The 20924-nt window shown below is 65.1% G+C and carries 18 protein-coding genes; 6 read left to right on the top strand and 12 right to left on the bottom strand.

Annotated elements, in window-relative coordinates; translation table 11 throughout:
• Positions 1 to 128 precede the first annotated feature (128 nt).
• The 5 genes from H7A13_02365 to H7A13_02345 all read right to left on the bottom strand — a co-directional run bounded on the left by H7A13_02365 (position 129) and on the right by H7A13_02345 (position 5435).
• A complete protein-coding gene (locus H7A13_02365; protein MCP5332193.1) occupies positions 129 to 857 on the bottom strand; it encodes a class I SAM-dependent methyltransferase in 729 nt (242 codons plus the stop codon).
• Positions 841 to 2067 (bottom strand): glycosyltransferase, encoded by a 1227-nt coding sequence (locus H7A13_02360; protein ID MCP5332192.1) that lies wholly within the window; start codon positions 2065 to 2067, stop codon positions 841 to 843. The genes H7A13_02365 and H7A13_02360 overlap by 17 nt, the downstream gene beginning before the upstream one ends.
• Positions 2060 to 2926 (bottom strand): glycosyltransferase family 2 protein, encoded by an 867-nt coding sequence (locus tag H7A13_02355; GenBank protein MCP5332191.1) that lies wholly within the window; start codon positions 2924 to 2926, stop codon positions 2060 to 2062. The genes H7A13_02360 and H7A13_02355 overlap by 8 nt, the downstream gene beginning before the upstream one ends.
• Before the next feature lie 84 nt (positions 2927 to 3010).
• A complete protein-coding gene (locus tag H7A13_02350) occupies positions 3011 to 4933 on the bottom strand; it encodes a hypothetical protein (protein MCP5332190.1) in 1923 nt (640 codons plus the stop codon).
• A 73-nt stretch (positions 4934 to 5006) separates the two neighbouring features.
• Positions 5007 to 5435 carry a pilin gene (locus H7A13_02345; protein MCP5332189.1) on the bottom strand — a complete coding sequence of 143 codons (429 nt, stop codon included), beginning with the start codon at positions 5433 to 5435 and terminating at the stop codon, positions 5007 to 5009.
• Positions 5436 to 5754: 319 nt separating this feature from the next.
• On the opposite strand from H7A13_02345, the gene pilB reads away from it, so the two are divergent.
• The 5 genes from pilB to H7A13_02320 are packed head-to-tail and all read left to right on the top strand — an operon-like array spanning position 5755 to position 10543.
• A complete protein-coding gene (pilB, locus tag H7A13_02340) occupies positions 5755 to 7542 on the top strand; it encodes a type IV-A pilus assembly ATPase PilB (protein ID MCP5332188.1) in 1788 nt (595 codons plus the stop codon).
• Between the two features lie 3 nt (positions 7543 to 7545).
• Positions 7546 to 8766 carry a type II secretion system F family protein gene (locus H7A13_02335; GenBank protein MCP5332187.1) on the top strand — a complete coding sequence of 407 codons (1221 nt, stop codon included), beginning with the start codon at positions 7546 to 7548 and terminating at the stop codon, positions 8764 to 8766.
• Positions 8767 to 8771: 5 nt separating this feature from the next.
• The gene (locus tag H7A13_02330) at positions 8772 to 9659 is read left to right on the top strand and encodes a prepilin peptidase (GenBank protein ID MCP5332186.1); all 888 of its coding nucleotides are present in this window, start codon (positions 8772 to 8774) and stop codon (positions 9657 to 9659) included.
• Between the two features lie 51 nt (positions 9660 to 9710).
• Positions 9711 to 10328 (top strand): dephospho-CoA kinase, encoded by a 618-nt coding sequence (locus H7A13_02325; protein ID MCP5332185.1) that lies wholly within the window; start codon positions 9711 to 9713, stop codon positions 10326 to 10328.
• Positions 10325 to 10543, top strand: coding sequence for a DNA gyrase inhibitor YacG (locus H7A13_02320; protein ID MCP5332184.1), 219 nt, complete (start codon positions 10325 to 10327; stop codon positions 10541 to 10543). The genes H7A13_02325 and H7A13_02320 overlap by 4 nt, the downstream gene beginning before the upstream one ends.
• 12 nt (positions 10544 to 10555) lie before the next feature.
• On the opposite strand, the gene H7A13_02315 is transcribed toward H7A13_02320, so the two are convergent.
• From H7A13_02315 to secA, 3 genes are read right to left on the bottom strand one after another with little or no spacing between them, the layout of a single operon-like run.
• Complete coding sequence (locus H7A13_02315) at positions 10556 to 11491, bottom strand: Nudix family hydrolase (protein MCP5332183.1); 936 nt, start codon at positions 11489 to 11491, stop codon at positions 10556 to 10558.
• Positions 11492 to 11503: 12 nt separating this feature from the next.
• On the bottom strand, positions 11504 to 12724 hold the full coding sequence (gene argJ, locus H7A13_02310) for a bifunctional glutamate N-acetyltransferase/amino-acid acetyltransferase ArgJ (protein MCP5332182.1): 1221 nt from the start codon (positions 12722 to 12724) through the stop codon (positions 11504 to 11506).
• Between the two features lie 32 nt (positions 12725 to 12756).
• Positions 12757 to 15477, bottom strand: coding sequence for a preprotein translocase subunit SecA (gene secA / locus H7A13_02305; protein MCP5332181.1), 2721 nt, complete (start codon positions 15475 to 15477; stop codon positions 12757 to 12759).
• Between the two features lie 175 nt (positions 15478 to 15652).
• On the opposite strand from secA, the gene H7A13_02300 reads away from it, so the two are divergent.
• Positions 15653 to 16117, top strand: a complete 465-nt coding sequence (locus H7A13_02300; GenBank protein MCP5332180.1) for a hypothetical protein — start codon at positions 15653 to 15655, stop codon at positions 16115 to 16117.
• Between the two features lie 22 nt (positions 16118 to 16139).
• Here H7A13_02300 and H7A13_02295 read toward each other — a convergent pair whose 3' ends face one another.
• The 4 genes from H7A13_02295 to H7A13_02280 form a co-directional block, all read right to left on the bottom strand.
• Positions 16140 to 17051, bottom strand: a complete 912-nt coding sequence (locus H7A13_02295) for a UDP-3-O-acyl-N-acetylglucosamine deacetylase (protein MCP5332179.1) — start codon at positions 17049 to 17051, stop codon at positions 16140 to 16142.
• A 267-nt stretch (positions 17052 to 17318) separates the two neighbouring features.
• Positions 17319 to 18500 (bottom strand): cell division protein FtsZ, encoded by a 1182-nt coding sequence (ftsZ, locus tag H7A13_02290; GenBank protein MCP5332178.1) that lies wholly within the window; start codon positions 18498 to 18500, stop codon positions 17319 to 17321.
• A 75-nt stretch (positions 18501 to 18575) separates the two neighbouring features.
• Entirely contained in the window at positions 18576 to 19811 is a 1236-nt protein-coding gene (gene ftsA, locus H7A13_02285; protein MCP5332177.1) for a cell division protein FtsA, read from the bottom strand.
• A 45-nt stretch (positions 19812 to 19856) separates the two neighbouring features.
• The gene (locus tag H7A13_02280) at positions 19857 to 20924 is read right to left on the bottom strand and encodes an FtsQ-type POTRA domain-containing protein (GenBank protein MCP5332176.1); all 1068 of its coding nucleotides are present in this window, start codon (positions 20922 to 20924) and stop codon (positions 19857 to 19859) included.

The raw sequence follows: 20924 nt of genomic DNA, 5'->3' as shown, positions 1-20924 counted from the left end.
AATCCTGCAGTTTCATTGCTCCGGATCCTTGGCTGAAATGACGATGCAAAGGGACATTCCAGTTTCTTCAAATAATGCTAGCACAGCCCATCCGGGGTGCTTGGGCCCGATGCCTTTCAAGACCACACTCATGGCCGCTGCGCTCTCTTCAGCAGAAAAATCAGCGTCGGCACGGCCCAGCGCAACCGTTGGTAGAAAGCGTGTGGCAAAAAGCCCAGCAGTGCGGCCAGCCAGTCGGCGACATCGAGGTGGTAGCGCCTTGGCTGGCGGATGATCATCGGCGTACAGTCGGTCACGGCAAAACCGGCGCCAAACGCCAGCCGCTGCAACGAGCGGGAGCCCAGCAGATGGAGCGGTTCATGAAAGCGACCCATGCGACGCAGCAGCGTCCAGAACAGCGTGCGCGGCAGATAGTGCAGCAGCGGCAGGCGGTAATGCACCTCCCAGGGCCACCAGCGGTTCGGCGTGGCCAGGTAGACCAAGCCACCCGGACGCACCACCCGCGACAGCTCCTGAAGGTGCAGTGGTGCATCGTCCAGGTGCTCGATCACATGGTTTGAGATCGCCACGTCGAAGCTGGCCTGCGCAAAGGGCAGCGCGGTGCCGGCACGGACATAGCGATAGCCGTCGACATGCTGCCGCTGATCGGCTGGGTCGATGCTGACCAGTTCGCACCGCTGCCCCAGAATGTGGGCGATCTCGCCACTGCCGGTGCCGACATCGAGCAGCCGCAGTCCATCGAGCGGCCGGCCCAGCCCCTCCTCCAGCACGCGCATGATCTTGAGCGCCTTGGCCTGGCGGCCGCTGGCCACCGCAAAGCCGGCACCCAGCGCGACCGGCTCAGGCGGGCCGTTCATTGCGTTCGATCATCCGCAGCAGCAGATCGGCATAGCGTTCGGTCACCTGCTGCCAATCGAACCGTTCGACGACCCGTTGCCGGGCGGTGGTGGCGAGTCGTCGTGCCTGTTCCGGCTGGTCGAGCAATTGGCCGATGGCATGCGCCAGCGCGGTCGGGTCGGCCGGCGGCACCAGCAGCCCGGTTTCGCCATCGATGACGATGTCGCCAATCGCCGGCAGCGCGGAGGCCACCACCGGACAGCCGCAACCCATCGCTTCGACGATGACCAGCCCGAAGCCCTCCTGATCACCCCCTTCGGCCACCACCGAGGGGGTGACGGCCAGGGTCGCCAGACGGTAGAAATCGGCCAGCCTGGCATGCTCGACGGCACCCCAGAAGGTCACCCACGCTGCAAGCCCAAGCCGCTCGGTCTGGGCTTGCAGCGGCTCGAGTCCGGGGCCCTGCCCCACGATCCAGAGCTGCAACTGCCGCCCCTGCCGTTGCAGCTGGGCCAGCGCATCGAGCAGGTGGTTCACCCCCTTTTTTTCGACCAGCCGGCCAACGAACAGCAGCGTGTCGCCGCGCCGTGCCGAGTCGGAACCCGGGGTGAAGCGCCCGGTCAGATCGGTGCCCATCGGCACCACTTCGGCCATCTGCCCCGGTAGCAGCCGCTGCACTTCGTCACGCATCGCCCGGCTGACGACGGTGACGGCGGAGCAGCGCTTCAGCACCCAGGCCTTGATGGCAGGCAGCGGCGCGGCGCGCAGGCCGAAGAGGTCTCCGCCATGGCTGGTGCAGAGCAGCGGCGCCTTCCGGCCGGCACCGGCCAGCAGTGCGATCAGCGTCTGTGGAATCAGCCAGTGGCTGTGGATGGCGTCGAAATGCTGCCGACGCAGCAGGCGGTGCAGCGCCCACCACTGCGCGGTGATGAAGAGCGGCACCAGCAGCCAGCGCCACGGCTGCTGCTTCAGGCGGGCCAGAATGCCGCCCTGGTAGGCCAGCTGCTCCAGGCGGTCAGGCGCATAGCGGAACCGTTCGACCTCGATGCCGGCCATCTGCTCCTGTCGCCGTGCACCCGGTGCGTGGGGAGCCAGCAGCCAGACATCGAAGCGCTCGGCCAATCGCCGGGAGAGCTCCAGCACGAAAGGGGGTTCATGGTCGCCCGGCCAACGGGGAAAGGTGGAGCTGAGCACCAGAATGGCCGGCCGCCGCCCAACGGCGTCAGCCATCGCGCTCTCGCGGCTGGTAGAGCAGTTGGGTGATCTGCTCGGAAACGAGGCCGATCAGAAAAATGGTGACGGCGGCGGTGAACATGAACACCGACATGTTCGACAGTCGGTGCTGGGTCAGGAAGGTGAAGAGGTAGTAACCGGCACCCAGCATGAAGTGGGCGATGGCCAGCGGCGCAAAGAGCTTCAGCGGCGAGTAGAGGGTGCCCACCTTGAAGATGATCAGCAAAAAGCGCAGGCCATCGTGCAGCGGCCGGATGTGGCTCTTGCCCACCCGGGCCGCGGCATGAATCGGCAGGTAGCCCACCGGATAGCCGGCGCGAAAGAACGCCATGGTGCTGGTGGTGGGGTAGGAAAAACCGTTGGGCAGCAGGTGCATGAATTCACGGAAGCGGCGGGCACGCACCAGCCGAAAGCCCGAGGTGAGGTCATCGACCCGCTGACCGGTCATGTAGCTGGCAATGCGGTTGTAGAGCCGGTTGGCCAGGCCGCGTCCCCAGCTCGCCTGGGAGTGCGCATCGCGCGCACCCACCACCATGTCATAGCCCTCATCGAGTTTTTCCAGCAGGCGCGGAATGTCGGCCGGGTCGTGCTGGCCATCGGCGTCCATGAACAGCAACAGCTCGCCGGTGGCGTGGCGCGCGCCGCTCTTGATCGCCGCGCCATTGCCCATCGAGTAGGGGTGCGAGATCAGCCTGACACCATGCTGCCGGGCCACCTGGGCGGTCGCGTCGGTCGAACCATCGTCCACCAGATGGATCTGCTCGGCGCGGACATGCTCCAGCAACCTCGGCAGCAGCCGTTGCAGGCCGGCCGCCTCGTTCTTGGCCGGAATCACCAGGCTGACGCTCTCTCTGATCATGAAAAGTCCTTGTCGTCGTTCCGCGAATCGCTCTCATCGACATGGCCGCGCTGCCACGCCACCAGATGAAGCGGGAGAATATCACCCCTGCGATGCCGCCTGCTCTGCCTGCTGCCGTTGCTGATGTTCGAGAATCTGTTGCAGGCGGGTGATCTTGTAGCGGTCGGGGGCCAGCCGCCCCTGGGTGGTCATGGCGGTCTTGAGGGCCACTTCCGCCGTGACCGTGTCGCTGGCACCCAGGGCCAAGTCGGCCTTCTCGATCAGCACGGCCGTGCCGCCGCCGGCCTGATAGGCCAGGTCGAGCTGCTCATAGGCCGCCGCCAGATCGCCCCGCGCCACCGCCACCTGTGCCTGCAACCGATGCAGGTAGCTGCGGCTCGATCGCGACTGCTCGCTGGCCAGCGACCCGGCAATCATCTGCCACAGCCGGTCGGCCTCGATCGCGTTGCATTTGCCATGTACCAGCCGCTGCGCCAGCATGTTGAGGCCGCTCAGCGCATAGGGGTTGACCGGGTAATCGATCAGCCGCTGCGCCGCCTCGACCAGCAGCGGCTCCGGCATCTGTGCCTCGTTGCAGTGGCTGCCCATCAGATGCAAAGTGACCCCGGCATCGGGCAGCAGCCGGGTGCGGATGTATTCCAGTTGCTCCCGCCCCTTGGCCAGCTCACCGCGCTCGAACAGATAGTTGGCATAGTAGGAGCGCGCCCTCGCCGAGTCGGGATGCTCCTGCACCGACATCTCCTGCAGCAACCCATCGTCGCTCCACACCTTGGCGCGGGCCGAGGTCATCAGGGCAAAGCTGCACAGCAGCGTCACCACCACCCCCCATTTGAACGGGCGCATCTGTTTCGAGAAGGTCAGGATGCCATAGGCCACCAGCAGCAGCGGACCGAAGGCCGCCAGATAGTTGCGGTGCTCGAACACCATCTCCAGCGGCAGCAGGGTCGACTCCAGCAGATGGCCGACAAAGAACCAGCCGATGCCCAGCGACACCACCGGCCAGCGCTTGCGCACCGCCCCGGCCACGGCCAGCAGAGCAGCCAGCCCGGCGCCGGCCAGCCAGGTGAGCAGCGACGGCTGGCTGACGATGGCAAAGTCATCGTGGTAGAGCCCCATCTCGCCCAGTCGCGGCAGCAGTATCAGCTTGAGATAGAACCAGAGCACATGCAGTTGGGTGTAGATGCGCTCAGGCAGTGTGAACAGCCGGCCGCTGTAGTCGAGCAGGCGCGGCCAGCGCAGGGCAAAGTAGAGCAGGCCCAGCAGCAGCGGCAGCAGCACCAGCAGCAGCGCGAAGTTCCGTTGCAGTCCGATCACTCCCTGCCGTGGTCGCAATGTCGGCCAGATGAAGCCGAGTGCCAGCAACGTCAAGGGCAGCAGCAGCACCCCGCTCTCCTTGCTGGCCACGGCCATCGCCAGCAGCAGCGGATAGCCAAAGAACAGCAACCCGATCGCACTGCCACGCCGGCCATCGCGGGCCTGTTCCAGCCCCAGCAGCGCCACATAGAGCCCCGCCACCGTGAAGAGCACACCCAGTTGCGCCATGCGCTGCACCGGATAGAGCACCGTGCTCACCTGCAACGGATGCAGCAGCCAGAAGATGCCGGCCAGCACGGCAAGAGGCCATGCCTCGCGCTGCGCCAGCCGCCAGCCAAGCAACCGGCCACAGCAGCCGATCAGCAGCAGCCCGGTCAGCAGATGAATCAGCAGGTTGTGATATTTGAAACCCCAGGAGCCGGGGCCATGCAGCCAGCCGGTGAAGAGCAGGCTGGCGGTGGAGAGCATCCGCCCGAACAGGCCGCTCTCATTGTGGGTCAGCGCATACCAGATCGCCGACGGGCTGTAGCTGCCCAGCAGCAGCGGGGCAATGTTGTACTCATCATCGAGCAGAAAGGGGCCGGTCAGACCAGGCCAGTAGAGCCACAACGTCAACGCCAGCGCAGCGCCCAGCATCAGCAGCAGCCACCATTGCCAGCCTGAACTCGAAAGTGTGTTGCGCTGCTTCATTGGAGTGGACGGCAACAAAAAGAGGCTGGCCACCGGGATGGCCAGCCTCTGTCACCCGCCGAGGGTCAAGCGGTTATCGGCAAGAGGCTGGCAGGTACTTGGTACCGGCGGTGGCACCGCAGGTCCAGTTGACCGTGCCGGAGGTGGTGGCGATACGCGGCGTCAGCGTGAGGGCAATGTTCTTGTTGTTCAGTGCCGACGCCTTGCCATTGACGGTGATGACGCCACCGGCACCGTAGCCGATGCTGCTGACATACTTCGAGGTGACGTTGGTGCTGACACCCACGGTCGCCGCAGTGGCCGGGAAGGTCGTTGCGTTGCGCGACACCATGTATTCGCTCACTGCCATCTTGGCTGGCGAGGCAAAGCCGACCAGTTCCGATGCCTTGGCGCGGATGGTGTAGTCCTGATAGGCCGGAATCGCCACTGCCGCCAGAATGCCGATGATCGCCACGACGATCATCAGTTCGATCAGGGTGAAACCCTTCTGTACCGTTTTCATGCTCAAAATCTCCTGAGGTTGATTGCAATGCCGGAGTGCCCGACAGCTTCGCATTCCAAGTATAGTCAAACCTGCCGGGATGCAAGGATGACGACGCTGCCATGGTCGCGGCTGAAGCCCGACGACCATGCCGAACCGACCAAAGCAGTTGCCATGCCATGTTTTAGATCGACCTGGCGCTCATCTTTATTTGTGCCAGGTCACACTTTATCGGCCAGACTGCCCGGCATGGCGCCCTCGACCGCCGCCAGCATGGCCCGCTGCGGCAACAGGTGACAATTCTGGTCACCCTTGCAGCCGAGGTCATTGGGTTGCCATCATGGCAGCGTCTACTAGAATTACCGGGAAACTCTTCGTTCCCCTCTACCTACGGCCGACAGGAAGTTCCAGCGTGGCATCACTCTCCCCGATCAAACTGACCGGCTTCTCGCGCCGTCTGGTCGAGAATGGGCTGTTGAGCGAAGAGGTGGCCGTCGAGGCGCTCAGCAAGTCGCGTCAGGAGAATGTGTCGCTGGTGTCGCACCTGGTGAAGCGCAAGCTGGCCAGCAGCCTCGACATCGCGATGGCGGCCGCCGAGGAGTTCGGCACGCCGCTGCTCGATCTCGACGCCTTCGACGCCACCATGCATCCGAAGCGGCTGATCGATGTCAAGCTGGTCCGCCGCCACCATGTGCTGCCACTCTACCGCCGCGGCAACCGGCTCTACATCGCGCTGTCGGACCCGACCAACCTGCGTGCGCTCGACGAGATCACCTTTCACACCGGCATCACCACCCAGCCGGTGCTGGTCGAGGAGGAGAAACTCGGCAAGAGCATCGATGCCTACATCGACGCCCAGGATGACCAGCTCTCCTCGCTCGGCAACCTCGACGACGCCTCGCTCGAGGATCTCGAAATCAGCGCCGGTGACGAGCGCGGCGAAGAGAACGACAATTCCGAGGTCGACGAAGCGCCGATCGTGCGCTTCATCAACAAGCTGCTGCTCGACGCCATCAAGCTCGGCTCTTCGGACATCCACTTCGAACCCTACGAAAAGAACTACCGGGTGCGGTTTCGCACCGATGGCATTCTGCAGGAGATGGCACGTCCACCGCAGAACCTGGCGCCACGCATCGCCGCACGGCTGAAGGTGATGTCGCAGATGGACATCTCCGAACGCCGCATCCCGCAGGATGGCCGCATCAAGATGAAGCTGTCGAAAACCCGCGCGATCGACTTTCGGGTCAACACCCTGCCGACGCTGTGGGGCGAGAAGATCGTGCTGCGGATTCTCGACCCCAGCAGCGCGCAGATGGGCATCGACGCGCTCGGCTATGAGGAGGAGCAGAAGCAACTCTATATGCGGGCGCTCGAACAGCCACAGGGGATGATTCTGGTCACCGGCCCGACCGGCAGCGGCAAGACGGTGTCGCTCTATACCGGCCTCAACATCCTCAACACCGAAGAGCGCAACATCTCCACCGCCGAGGATCCGGTCGAGATCAACCTCGAAGGGATCAACCAGGTCCATGTCAACCCGAAGGTGGGGCTCGACTTCGCCACCGCGCTGCGCTCGTTCCTGCGCCAGGACCCGGACGTGGTGATGGTGGGCGAGATCCGCGACCTCGAGACCGCCGAAATCGCCATCAAGGCGGCGCAGACCGGTCACCTGGTGCTGTCAACGCTGCACACCAACAGCGCGCCCGAGACGCTGACCCGACTGCGCAACATGGGGGTGCCGGCCTTCAACATCGCCACCTCGGTTTCGCTGATCATCGCCCAGCGGCTGGCCCGACGCCTCTGCGAGCACTGCAAGGCACCCAGCAGCGCACCGGTCGAGACGCTGCTGGCCGAAGGTTTCACGCCCGAGCAGCTCGAAACCGCCCGCATCTACACCCCGGTCGGCTGCGAGCGCTGCGTGCGCGGCTACAAGGGCCGAACCGGAATCTATGAAGTGGTTCCCATCACGCCAGCGATCAGCCAACTTATCATGGAAGAGGGCAACTCCCTGCAGATCGGCGCCCAGGCGCAGAAGGAGGGGTTCCGCAACCTGCGGCAGTCCGGACTGCGCAAGGTTGCCCAGGGCATCACCTCGCTGGAAGAGATCAACCGCGTCACCAAAGAGTAACCCATGGCCACCGACATCAAATCGAAGCAGACCTTTCTCTGGCAGGGAACCGACCGCCGCGGCAACAAGTCCAGGGGCGAGATCGACGGCGTCAGCCAGGCACTGGTCAAGGCGCAGTTGCGCAAGCAGGGCATCAACCCGACCAAGGTGAAGAAGAAGCCCAAACCGCTGTTCGGTGGCGGCAAGAAGAAGATCACGCCGCTCGACATCGCCTTCTTCACCCGCCAACTGGCGACGATGATCAAATCGGGGGTGCCGCTGGTGCAGGCCTTCGAGATCGTCGCCGATGGCCTCGACCACATCGCCTTCAAGGAGCTGGTGCTGACGATCCGCAACGACATCGCCGGCGGCGACAGCTTCGCCGGTGCCATCCGCAAGCATCCGCTCTACTTTGATGACCTCTACTGCAGCCTGATCGCCTCGGGCGAGGATTCCGGCTCGCTCGAAACCATGCTCGACCGGGTGGCCACCTACAAGGAGAAGACCGAGGCGCTCAAATCGAAGCTGAAAAAGGCGATGAAATATCCGATCGCGGTGGTGACGGTCGCGGTCATCGTCACCGGCATCCTGCTGGTCAAGGTGGTGCCACAGTTCCAGGAAATTTTCACCAGCTTCGGTGCCCAGTTGCCGGCCTTCACGCTGTTCGTGATCGGCCTGTCGGAGATCGTGCAGGCCTACTGGTTCATCGTGCTGGCCGTGATCTTCGCCCTCGTCGCCGGTTTCAACCGGTTGATGAAGACCTCGGAATCGTTTCGCCACAACTTCGAACGCCTGACGCTGAAGCTGCCGGTGGCCGGACCGATCATTCAGCAGTCGGCGCTGGCCCGCTACGCCCGCACGCTCTCCACCACCTTCGCGGCCGGCGTGCCGCTGATCAGCGCGCTGGAGTCGGTGGCCGACGCCACCGGCAACATCGTCTACAAGGAGGCGGTGCTCAAGGTGCGTGACGATGTCTCCACCGGCCAGCAGTTGCAGTTCTCGATGCGCGCCACCGGCGTCTTTCCGGCGATGGCGGTGCAGATGGTGGCGATTGGCGAAGAGGCCGGTTCGCTCGACGAGATGCTCGACAAGGTGGCCACCTACTACGAGGATGAAGTCGACACCCAGGTCGACAGCCTGACCAGCCTGATGGAGCCGATCATCATGTCGGTGCTGGGGGTGCTGGTCGGCGGTCTGGTGATGGCGATGTACCTGCCCATCTTCCAGCTCGGCAACGTGGTCTGATCCCGTTGCCCACAGCGCTGATCGAACTGCTGGCCCAGCATCCGGGCGGGCTGGCCGCGCTGCTGTTCGGCCTTGGCGCGCTGATCGGCAGCTTTCTGAATGTGGTGATCCACCGCCTGCCGAAGATGATGGAGCAAAACTGGCGTCACGAGTGCCAGACCCTGCTGGAACTGCCCGTCAGCGCGCCGCCAGCGCGCTTCGACCTGCTCTGGCCCAGCTCGCACTGCCCCCACTGCCAGACCGAAATCCGGCCCTGGCACAACATCCCGCTGCTGAGCTACCTCTGGCTGCGCGGCCGCTGCGCCCACTGCCAGGGCCGCATCTCGCTGCGTTATCCGCTGATCGAGCTGATCACCGCGCTGCTGAGCGTCACCACCTTCATGCTGCTGTGGGATGGCAGCCAGCTCTGGCCGCCCGTCGCGGCACTGCTGCTGACCTGGACCCTGATTGCCCTGACCGTGATCGACCTCGACCACCAACTGCTGCCCGACAGCCTGACCCTGCCGCTGCTCTGGCTCGGCCTGCTGCTCAATCAGGCCTCACTGTTTGCCGCACCGGCGGATGCACTGTATGGCGCCGTCGCCGGCTACCTGTCACTGTGGAGTTTCTACTGGCTGTTCAAGCTGACGACCGGCAAGGAGGGGATGGGCCATGGCGACTTCAAGCTGCTGGCGCTGCTGGGCGCCTGGCTCGGCTGGCGGCTGCTGCCGCTGATCCTTATACTTTCGTCGCTGATCGGCGCCCTGGTCGGCATCGCACTGATCGCACTGCGCGGCCATGACCGGCAGATACCGATTCCGTTCGGACCCTTTCTGGCCGGCGCCGGCTGGATCGCGCTGATCTGGGGCGAGACGCTGACCCGCGGCTATCTGGCCTACCTCGGCATCGGCTGACAAAACTGCGCAGCCCGTGCACCTCCCGCACTCCAACACGGTGACCTCAGGATGTTTGTGATCGGACTCACCGGCGGCATCGGCAGCGGCAAGAGCGCCGTGTCGGACCGCTTTGCCCAGCATGGCATCACCATCGTCGATGCCGACGTCGCCTCCCGCGTGGTGGTGGAACCGGGTCGCCCGGCACTGACGCGCATTGCCGAGCATTTCGGCGCCGAACTGATCACATCCTCTGGCACGCTCGACCGCGCCCTGCTGCGCAGCAAGGTGTTCAGCAGCGAGCAGGAGCGCAAATGGCTCGAAGCCCTGCTCCATCCACTGATTGCCGAAGAGATTCAGTCAGGTCTCGCCAACAGCCGCTCGCCCTACACGGTGCTGGTTTCGCCGCTGCTGCTCGAAACCACCCAGCACAGCTACGTCGACCGCATCCTGGTGGTCGACGTGCCGGTCGAGCTGCAACTGCGCCGCACCATGGCACGCGACAACAACAGCGAGAGCCAGGTGCGCGCCATCATCGCGGCGCAGATGGCACGCGACACCCGCCGCAGCCGGGCCGATGACCTGATCAGCAACGATGGCAGCCTCGAACAGCTCCAGCAGCAGGTCGATGCGCTGCACCAGCGCTATCTGGCACTGGCGGCAGCCAAGGCCGCAGGAGCACCCGCTTGAACCGATCGAGCGCCGACGCGCCGACCCGCATCCACCCCTGCCCGGTCTGCCGCAAGCCGGTCGCCTGGAATGCCAGCTCGCCGCAACGCCCCTTCTGCTCACGCCGCTGCCAGCTGGTCGACCTCGGCACCTGGGCCAGCGAGGGCTACCAGATTCCAGCCGAACCTTCGAGTGCATTGGAGCAGGCACCGCTCGAAGACGAAGAGCAGCCGTAGCCGAACCGCCACTCAGCCACGCCACAACGCCCGGATCGCCGCCACCCCCTGCCCGCCGCGCTGCAGGACGTTTGGCAGATCAGCCTCGCCAACCCCGCCCAACGCGTAGACCGGCAATGCCGCCGCGCTGACCCACTGCTCGAACCGCGCCCAGCCGATCGGCTGCGCCGCGGGGTGTGAGGCGGTCGGCTGCACCGGCGCCAGCGTGGCATAGTCGGCGCCGATGGCCACCGCCTGGGCCAGTTCAGCGGGTGAGTGGCAGGAGGCCCCAAGCAGCAGCGTGGCCGGCAGCGGCCGCTCGCGCAGTGCCAGCAGTTGCCGACTCGGCAAGTGCAGCCCATCCGCACTCACCTGCTGGAGCAGTTCAGGTTCACCATGCAGCAGCAGTTTGGCACCCACCGCGCGACAGCGCGCCAGACTCAGCTTCGCCAGTCGCAGGTAATCGGACTGCTTGACCTCCGGCAGCCGCAGTTGCAGCAGGCGAATGCCGCGCGTCAGGGCGGCCTCGATGCCGGCGAGCAGTTCGGTCTCGGTCAGCCCTGAAGGTGTGATCAGCAGCCGTTGCGGCAGCAGCAGGCTCTGCACCAGCGGCCGGTTGGCGGCCAGCAGCGGCAGGCCGAGCAGCGCTTCAGGGCGACACCAGCGCAGCCCCTGCCCTTCGCGCGGCGCGGGTTCGCCGCTGAAGGAGTCGATGGCGAACAGCTGGATGCGCACCCGCTTGGTGGGGTAACGGTAGGGAAGTTCGATCAGCCGCCGCCCCGGAGTGGCGTCGATGCCGAGCTCTTCGTGCAGTTCACGCCTGAGCGCCGCCTCGGCACTCTCGCCGGCTTCGATCTTGCCTCCGGGGAACTCCCAGAGCCCGGCGAACTCCTTGCCGGCCGGACGGCAGCAGGCCAGTACCCTGCCACTGCGGTCAAAGAGGGCGGCGGCGACGACCTCGACCGTCATCGCTGGCCTGCCTCAGGTGCGGTACTCGGCATTGATGCGCACATAGTCATGCGACAGGTCGGTGGTCCAGATCTGCTGCGCCACGCGTCCACGACCCAGTTCGATGCGCACCCGGATCTCGGCCCGATCCATCACCGCCTGGCCGCGCTCTTCACGGTAGTCGGGATCGCGTCCACCGGCGCTGACGATGCGCACTTCATCCAGATCGATGTTGATCAGCCCGACATCGAGCCCCTCGACACCGGCACGGCCGACGGCGGCCAGAATGCGGCCCCAGTTGGGATCACTGGCAAAGAAGGCGGTCTTCACCAGCGGCGAGTGGGCCACCGTGTAGGCGACCTGCAACGCCTCGGCCTCACTGCGCGCCTGCTCGACCTCGATGGTGATGAACTTGGTCGCCCCTTCGCCATCGCGGACGATCGCCTGCGCCAGTTCGCGGCAGACCTCGGTGACCGCGTCGATGAACTGCCGCCCCAGCGGGCTGTCGAGGTCGGTCAGGGCAGTCGCGCCACTGCGGCCGGTGGCGGCCAGCACACAGGCGTCGTTGGTCGAGGTGTCGCCATCGATGGTGATGCGGTTGAAGGAGGCATCGACCGCCTGGCGCAGCACGGTGTCGAGCAGTGGCCTCGACACTTCGAGGTCGGTGGCGAGAAAGGCCAGCATCGTCGCCATGTCGGGGCGGATCATGCCGGCCCCTTTGGCGATGCCGGCCACCCGGACCACTTTGTCACCCTGCATGAATTCGCGCTGGCTGCCCTTGGGCAAGGTGTCGGTGGTCATGATTGCCCGCGCTGCCGCCTCCCAGCCATCGGCAGCGAGTGCCGTTACCAGCCTCGGCAGCGCCGTCTCGAAGCGCGCCACCGGCAGCGGCTCGCCGATCACCCCGGTCGAAAACGGCAACACCTCTTCAGGCCGGCAACCGGTCTCGGCGGCCAGCAGTTCGCAGCAGCGCCGTGCGGCCGCCATGCCGCCCGGTCCGGTGCCGGCATTGGCGTTGCCGCTGTTGATCAGCAAATAGCGCGGCGGTGCCAGCGCCAGATGCGTCTCGGCCAGCAGCACCGGCGCCGCACGAAAGGCATTGCGGGTGAAGAGCGCGCTGACCACACTGCCGGCATCGAAGGCAAAGAGGGTGAGGTCGGCGCCGCCACGGCGCTTGATGCCGGCCTCGGCAGTCGCCAGACGCACTCCGGCAACCGGCTGAATCGACGGCCAAGGCAGCGGAAGCACGGCCATGCTGTTCTATCTCCTGATGGATGAGCGGACGACTAATCGAGCTTGCCGTGGCACTGCTTGTATTTCTTGCCGGAGCCACAGGGGCAGGGGGCGTTGCGGCCGACCTTTTCACCGACACGCACATAGGGTTGCGCGCCGGCTGCTTCGGCCGCTTCCTCTTCGGGGGGCTGCAGCGCCGACGCCTGATCGTGCTGATAGCGCAGCGCCTGCCGCGCCTGCTCCTCGCGGCGACGCCGCTCGATCTCCTCGATGTCTTCCTGCACGATTTCGATGCGCGACAGCGTCTTCACCACCTCGTGCCTGAGGTTGCTCAACAGCTGCTGGAACAGCTCGAACGCCTCGCGTTTGTACTCCTGCTTCGGGTTGCGCTGTGCATAGGCGCGCAGGTGAATGCCCTGCCGCAGGTGGTCCATGGTGGCCAGATGCTCTTTCCACAGGTTGTCGAGAACCTGCAACATCACCTGTTTTTCGAGCAGCCGCATCTGCGTGCCGAGAAGCTGCCCCTTGCGCTCGTAGGCCTCGATCAGTGCCTGCAGGATGCGCTCGCGCAGCGTCGCCTCGTGCAGGTCGCTCTCCTGGTCCAGCCACTGCGCCAGCGGCAGCGAAAGCGCCAGATCGGCACTGAGGTGCTGCTCCAGACCGGCAATGTTCCACTGCTCTTCGAGGCTCTGCGGTGGAATGAATTCGTCGATCACCTCATTGACCACCACCTTGCGGAAATCGACGATGGTGTCGCTGATGTCGTCCGACTCAAGCAGCGCACGGCGCTGCCGATAGACGATCTGCCGCTGCTCGTTGGCCACGTCGTCATATTCGAGCAGCTGCTTGCGGATGTCGAAGTTGCGCCCCTCGACCTTGCGCTGCGCCTTCTCGATCGCGTTGCTGACCATGCGATGCTCGATCGCCTCGCCCTGCTCCATGCCGAGCCGCTGCATGAACTGGCGCATCCGCTCCGAGGCGAAGATGCGCATCAGGTTGTCTTCGAGCGAGAGATAGAAGCGGGAAGAGCCGGGGTCGCCCTGCCGGCCGGACCGGCCGCGCAACTGGTTGTCGATGCGTCGCGACTCATGCCGCTCGGTGCCGATGATGTGCAGTCCACCACTGGCCAGCACCTGCTCATGGCGCAGCTGCCAGGCCTGGCGGGCCGCCTCGCGCTGCTCGGGGGTCACGCTGCCCAGTTGCGTCAGCTCGACCTCGAAATTGCCACCCAGCACGATGTCGGTGCCGCGGCCGGCCATGTTGGTGGCAATGGTGACCGCCCCGGGTTGCCCGGCCTGGGCGACGATCTGCGCCTCCTGCTCGTGGTACTTGGCATTGAGCACCTTGTGCTCGATCTTGCGCTTCTTCAATGCGCTGGAGAGCAGCTCGGAACTTTCGATCGAGGCGGTACCGACCAGCACCGGTCTGCCCTCGGCACGACAGGATTCGATGTCTGCGATGATGGCGTCGTACTTCTCTTCCAGCGTCAGGTAGACCAGGTCGTTGTGGTCGATGCGCAGCATCGGCTTGTTGGTCGGGATCACCACCACATCGAGGTTGTAGATCTCCTTCAGCTCAAAGGCTTCGGTGTCGGCCGTGCCGGTCATGCCGGAGAGCTTGTGGTAGAGCCGGAAGTAGTTCTGGAAGGTGGTCGAGGCCAGCGTCTGGCTCTCGGCCTGCACCGCCACCCCTTCACGCGCCTCGATCGCCTGATGCAGCCCTTCGGAGAGGCGCCGGCCCGGCATCGTGCGGCCGGTGTGCTCATCGATCAGAATGACCTGACCATTCTGCACGATGTATTCGACATCACGATGGAACAGCACATGGGCGCGCAGTGCCGTGTGCACATGGTGCAGCAGCCCGAGATTGGCCGCCGAATAGAGGCTCTCGCCCTCACCCAGCAGACCGGCTTCGGTCAACAACTGCTCGACATGCTCATGTCCCTCTTCGGTCAGTTCGACCTGCCGCAGCTTCTCGTCGACCAGATAGTGACCCGCCACCGCCGGCTGAACCTCGCTCGCCTCGACCGCCCGGGTCAGCTTCGGAATCAGCCGGTTGATGCGCCGGTAGAGCTCGGAGCTGTCTTCGGCCTGGCCGGAGATGATCAGCGGTGTACGTGCCTCGTCGATCAGGATCGAGTCGACCTCGTCGACGATGGCGAAATTGAGCTCGCGCTGGACGCGCTCCTCGACCGTGAAGGCCATGTTGTCGCGCAGGTAGTCGAAGCCATACTCGTTGTTGGTGCCGTAGGTGATGTCGGCCGCATAGGCTTCACGCTTGCTGGCCTGATCCTGCCGCGACAGGATCACGCCGACGCTCATGCCGAGAAAACGGTAAACCGGCGCCATCCAGTTGGCATCGCGCTGGGCCAGATAGTCATTGACCGTGACCAGATGCACCCCCTTGCCGGCGAGGGCGTTCAGATAGGCCGGCAGCGTGGCCACCAGGGTCTTGCCCTCGCCGGTGCGCATCTCGGCGATGCGCCCCTCATGCAGCGTGATGCCGCCCATCAACTGCACATCGAAGTGGCGCATGCCCAAAGCACGCCGCGCCGCCTCACGCACCACCGCAAAGGCTTCCGGCAGCAGTTGGTCGAGCGTCTCTCCGGCCGCCAGCCGCTGGCGGAACTCGGCGGTCTTGCCCGCCAATTGGCTGTCATCGAGACCGCGACAACTCTCCTCGAAGCCATTGATGCGGGCGACAATCTTGCCCATCCGCTTCAGTTCACGGTTGTTTTTGGTCCCTACGAGCCGTCTGACAAAAGCGGTCAACATGCCTGAATCCGGTGAGCGTTGCGGTGCAAAAAAGTGGGCCATTCTACCGTGAAAAGCCGGCAGACTTAAGCAGAGGCCCGGCACCCCGCGCCGCAAACCCTTGCCAGAGCGCGGTGGCCAGCGCATTCTTGCGCCTGATTCGAAGGTGGTTGTTTCCTCGGCCCGATTGATGCCCATGCCCGATCCAGCACACTCCCGAGCGCAGACCCCTGCCCGCTTCACGCCACCCCGGCACTCCACGCTGGGCGATCTCTATCAGCAGGCAGAGACTCTGGCGGCACTGCAGCGGCTGCTCGCCCCATTGTTTGAGCAGTTCGGCATCGACTGTGACGTGGCCGGCTACCGTGAGGGTCGGCTGCTGCTGATCTGCGCTGACGCCGCCCGCGCCCTGCGCGCGCGCCACAGCGGCGCCCGATTGCTGCTCGAACTGCGCCGGCTTGATCGGTTCAGGGCGTTGCAACGGATCGAATGGCGGGTGCGTCCAGTCCAGCAGCCAGCGCGTGCGCTGCCACTGCCGCAGCGACCAAAGCCAGCGTCGGCTCGCCTGCTGAGCGAGCTGGCGCACAACACGGCCGACTCACGACTGCGCAGCGCGCTGGAGAAGCTGGCTCAGCCGGCCAAGAGTGCGGACCGGGGGTGAAGGGAGCAGGGAGAGGGGGTGATCAGGCCACGGTCAGCGGGCGGGAGTAGGAGATCGGCGCCTGTTCGGCATCGTCGAAGGTGACCAGCTCCCACGCCTCCTTGTCGGCCAGCAGCGTGCGAATCAGCCGGTTGTTGAGCTCATGGCCCGATTTGTGACCGACGAAACGGCCAATCAGCCCATGGCCAAGCAGGTAGAGGTCACCGATCGCATCGAGGATCTTGTGCTTGACGAACTCATCCTCGTAGCGCAGGCCATCCTCATTGAGGATGCGGTATTCATCGACCACCACTGCATTGTCGACACTGCCACCCAGGGCCAGATCACGCGCACGCAACTGCTCGATGTCGCTCATGAAGCCAAAGGTGCGCGCCCGGCTCACCTCCTTGACGAAGGAGGTGCTGGAGAAGTCGACCTCGGCGCTCTGCGTCCGGTTGCGGAATACCGGATGGTCGAAATCGATGGTGAAGGCCACCTTGAAACCGGCAAAGGGGTAGAGCGCGGCGCTCTTGTCGCCATCGCGCACCTCGACCTTGCGCTTGATGCGGATGAACTTTTTCGGCCGCGCCTGCTCTTCGATGCCTGCCGACTGCAACAGGAAGATGAAGGGACCGGCGCTGCCATCCATGATCGGCACTTCGGCACAGTTGATGTCGATGTAGGCGTTGTCGATGCCGAGCCCCGCCATCGCCGACAGCAGGTGTTCGACCGTCGAGATGCGCACACCATCCTTGACCAGGGTGGTGGAGAGGGTGGTGTCACCGACATGCTCGGCGCGGGCCGGAATCAGCACCATCGGCTCGAGGTCGGTGCGACAGAAGATGACTCCGGTGTCGACCGGTGCCGGACGCAAGGTCAGATAGACCTTCTTTCCACTGTGAAGACCGACGCCGGTGGCCCGGATGACGTTCTTCAGCGTGCGTTGTCTGATCATTGAGCCGTCTCTCTCCTGCTGTCTGCGCGGGCCAGTTCGCCACCCTGTGGCCAGGCCCGCTCTATTGCGATGTCGACACCGTGCTGTCGGTCAGATGGACTGACCGCACAGCGATTAGTTCCCCCTGCCAGCGACCAAAGAGGCGGCATGGTAGCAAAAGTGTCACCCTGCCTCCAGCGCGACCTGGACAGCGCAAGGCTGTCAATGGACCCGAGTGCGCCCCCGCAAGAACCTGTCCACCTCAAATGTTGCTGGCGGGAACCGGCGTCAGTCGGCCTGGCGACGCAGGAAAGCCGGGATGTCCAGGTAGTCGATCTCCTGCCGCGCCAGCTCACGCAGACCAGGCTGCGGCCGCTGATCACGCTGCGGCTTGAGCGCCTGGGATCCGGCAGTCAGCGGACGCTGCGGCCGCACCGGAGGCTGGAGCACGCTTTTCTCCCGCGGCTCTTCACCACGCTGGGTGTCGATCACGGTCAGTGTCGGCTGGATGGCCACGCCACCAAGTCCGGTGGCCACGACGGTCACCCGCAGCTCGTCGGTCATCAGTGGGTCGATCGCCGTGCCCACGACGACGGTCGCGCTCTCCGAGGCGAACTCGGCCACGGTCTCACCGACCGCGGTGAACTCGCCCAGCGACAGACTCGGGCCAGCGGTGATGTTGACCAGAATGCCGCGGGCACCCACCAGGTTGATGTCATCCAGCAGCGGGCTGTGCAGGGCGCGCTGGGCGGCCTCGTAGGCGCGGTTGGCACCGCTGGCGCGGCCGCTGCCCATCATCGCGATGCCCATTTCTGACATGACGGTGCGCACATCGGCGAAGTCGACGTTGATCTGGCCCGGACGCATGATCAGGTCGGCGATGCCCTGCACCGCGCCCAGCAGCACGTCGTTGGCGGCATTGAAGGCATCGGCAAGCGAAACGTCGCGCCCCAACACCAGTTGCAGCTTTTCGTTGGGGATGGTGATCAGCGAATCGACATGCTCGGCCAGCTCCTCGATGCCGCGCTCGGCGACCTGCATCCGCTTGCGGCCCTCGAACGTGAACGGCTTGGTCACCACCGCCACGGTCAGAATGCCGAGGTCACGGGCAATCTGCGCCACCACCGGCGCGCCGCCGGTGCCGGTGCCGCCGCCCATGCCGGCGGTGATGAACACCATGTCGGCACCACCCAGCACCTCGGCGATGCGCTCACGGTCCTCGATTGCCGCCTGTCGGCCGACATCGGGCGAGGCACCCGCGCCCAACCCCTTGGTGATGCCGCTGCCCAGTTGCAGCAGGGTTCTGGCCTGCAACCCCTTGAGCGCCTGGGCATCGGTGTTGGCGCAGATGAACTCCACCCCCTCGACGTCGTTGCTGAGCATGTGGTTGACGGCGTTGCCGCCACCACCACCGACACCCACCACCTTGATGATCGGGCTCTGGGTCACATTGTCTACGAGTTCAAACATGGTCGCGCTCCTGTTTTGGTGATCGTTTCCTGAAAAACCTTCTCTGTTCCGGCCAGCCTCGGCTGGCCGCCCGGACTACAAATTGTGCTGGAACCACTGCTTCAGCCGACTGAGCAGATTGCCCACCGCCGGTCCGCGACTGCCACCGCCGGCGGGCCGCTGCTCATGCTGCCTGAAGCCGTGCTGCAGCAGCCCGACAGCCGTGGCATAGACCGGATTGGCGATGATGTCGGCCAAGCCATGGACATTCTGCGGTACACCGAGCCGCACCGGCATGTGGAAAATCTCTTCGGCCAGCTCGACCGCCCCCTCCATCTTCGCCGTGCCACCAGTCAGCACGATGCCGGCCGTCATCATGCTTTCGTAGCCGCTGCGTTGCAGTTCGGCCCGCACCAGCGTGAAGAGTTCGTCGTAACGTGGCTCCACCACCTCGGCCAGCGCCTGCCGCGAGAGCTCCCGCGCCGGCCGGTCACCGACACTCGGCACCCGGATGATCTCATCGGCACGCGCCAGCTGGGTGTGGGCACAGGCATACTTGATCTTGATCTCCTCGGCGCTGGCGACCGGCGTGCGCAGTGCCACCGCAATGTCGTTGGTGACCTGATCTCCGGCGATCGGGATGACGCCGGTGTGGCGAATCGCGCCATCATGGAAAATGGCGATGTCGGTGGTGCCGCCACCGATGTCGACCAGACAGACACCGAGATCGCGCTCGTCGTCGGTCAGCACGGCGTAGCTGGAAGCGAGCTGCTCCAGGATCATCTCCTCGATTTCGAGGTTGCAACGGCGCACGCACTTTTCGATGTTCTGCGCCGAGTTGACCGCGCAGGTGACCACGTGAACCTTGGCCTCCATCCGCACGCCGGACATGCCGAGCGGCTCCTTGATCCCCTCCTGATCGTCGATCCGGTACTCCTGCGGCAGGATGTGCAGCACCTTCTGGTCGGCGGGCACCGGCACCGCCTGGGCGGCATCGAGCACACGGTCGACATCGCTCTGGTTCACCGCCCGCTCACGGATGGCGACGATGCCATTGGAGTTGAGACTGCGGATGTGGCTGCCGGCAATGCCGACATAGACCGAATGGATCTGGCAACCCGCCATCAGCTCGGCCTCTTCGATGGCGCGCTGAATCGACTGCACGGTCGACTCGATGTTGACCACCACCCCTTTTTTCAGGCCGCGCGAGCGCTGGGTGCCGATGCCGATGACCTCGATCACGCCGTTGTCGCTGCGCTCGCCCACCATCGCCACCACCTTGGAGGTGCCAATGTCGAGCGCCACTATCATGTTCGTACTATTCGCCACCATGAACTCCAGGCATCCGCCTCCGATCGAGGCCAATTTTCATTGTCATCAGTTCTGCTCCCGCCATCTGACCGCGGCAGCACTTGGGTATCTCATGTCGATCGCGGCCACCCGTGACAGCGCCGGCTTGAGGCTGTGGCGCAGCAGGCTGGCCAGATGGTCGATCCGCTGCTCGAGGTCACGACTGCCCAGCTGCACCTTGACCTCGCCGTCGAGCTGCAGCCACCAGCCAGCGGCCGGGTCATATCCCAGTCCGCTGCACGGCACTCCGACCCGCTCCAGTTGCTGCCTGATCTGCTGATAGCGGGCCAGAATCTCCTTGCCGAGATGGGTGGGTCCGGCCAGCTTCGGCAGATGCTCGTAACCCTCGATCGATGGCGGGTAGAAGGGTTCGCCGGCATCGTTGAGCAGTCCGCGCTCGCCCCAGCGCGCCACCGGCTGCTGCTCGACCACCGTCACCGCGATCGCCGCCGGCCAGATCCGCTTCACCTCGACTGCACGGATCCAGGGCAACCCCAGCAACGGCGCCCGCACCGCTTCGAGGTCGACCGTGAAAAAGCGTCCCCGCGCCACCTGCTCGAGTTGGCGCTGCAGATGCTGCTGCTCCAGCCGGTTCAGCGTGCCATGCACCGCCACCTGCTCGATCAGCGGATTGAGCCGCTCGATCGCCCTGGGTGCTCCCCAGACGATGCCGACCACCGCGGCAACCAGGCCCAGCCGCAGCAGCAGCCAGACCAGGGCCCGGCCGACGTCGACCAGTTGCTGCCAGCCCTGCAGCACCACTGCCTGCATCCGCACATGCAGTGGTGGCTGCGCCACCTTGGGCCGGATGCGCTGATTGACCTTGCGCCCCGACAACGGACGCGGTTCGATTCTGCCGGTCGCCGCCGACATTCTGCCAGTCGCGCTCGGGACCGGCCGGCTGCGCGCCGCCGTCGGAGCCGCTGCCGTGCGGCGCGCCGGTGTGACTGCGCGCGCCATGCCCTGATCGCGCCTGGCAGACCGCGCCGGTTTGCGTGGCACTTCGCGCCGCTGCAGTGTGGCCATCGACGGCCGCCCCGATTTGGCGGGCGCCTTCTTCAGCGGCTGCGCATGACGTCCAAGCACGCTCTGCAT

This window comes from Pseudomonadales bacterium (assembly GCA_024234215.1).
Classification (GTDB): Bacteria; Pseudomonadota; Gammaproteobacteria; order Pseudomonadales; family UBA5862; genus JACKOQ01.
The sequence above is the reverse complement of the archived record's forward strand: the minus strand, read 5'-3'. Positions and strand labels throughout refer to the sequence as shown.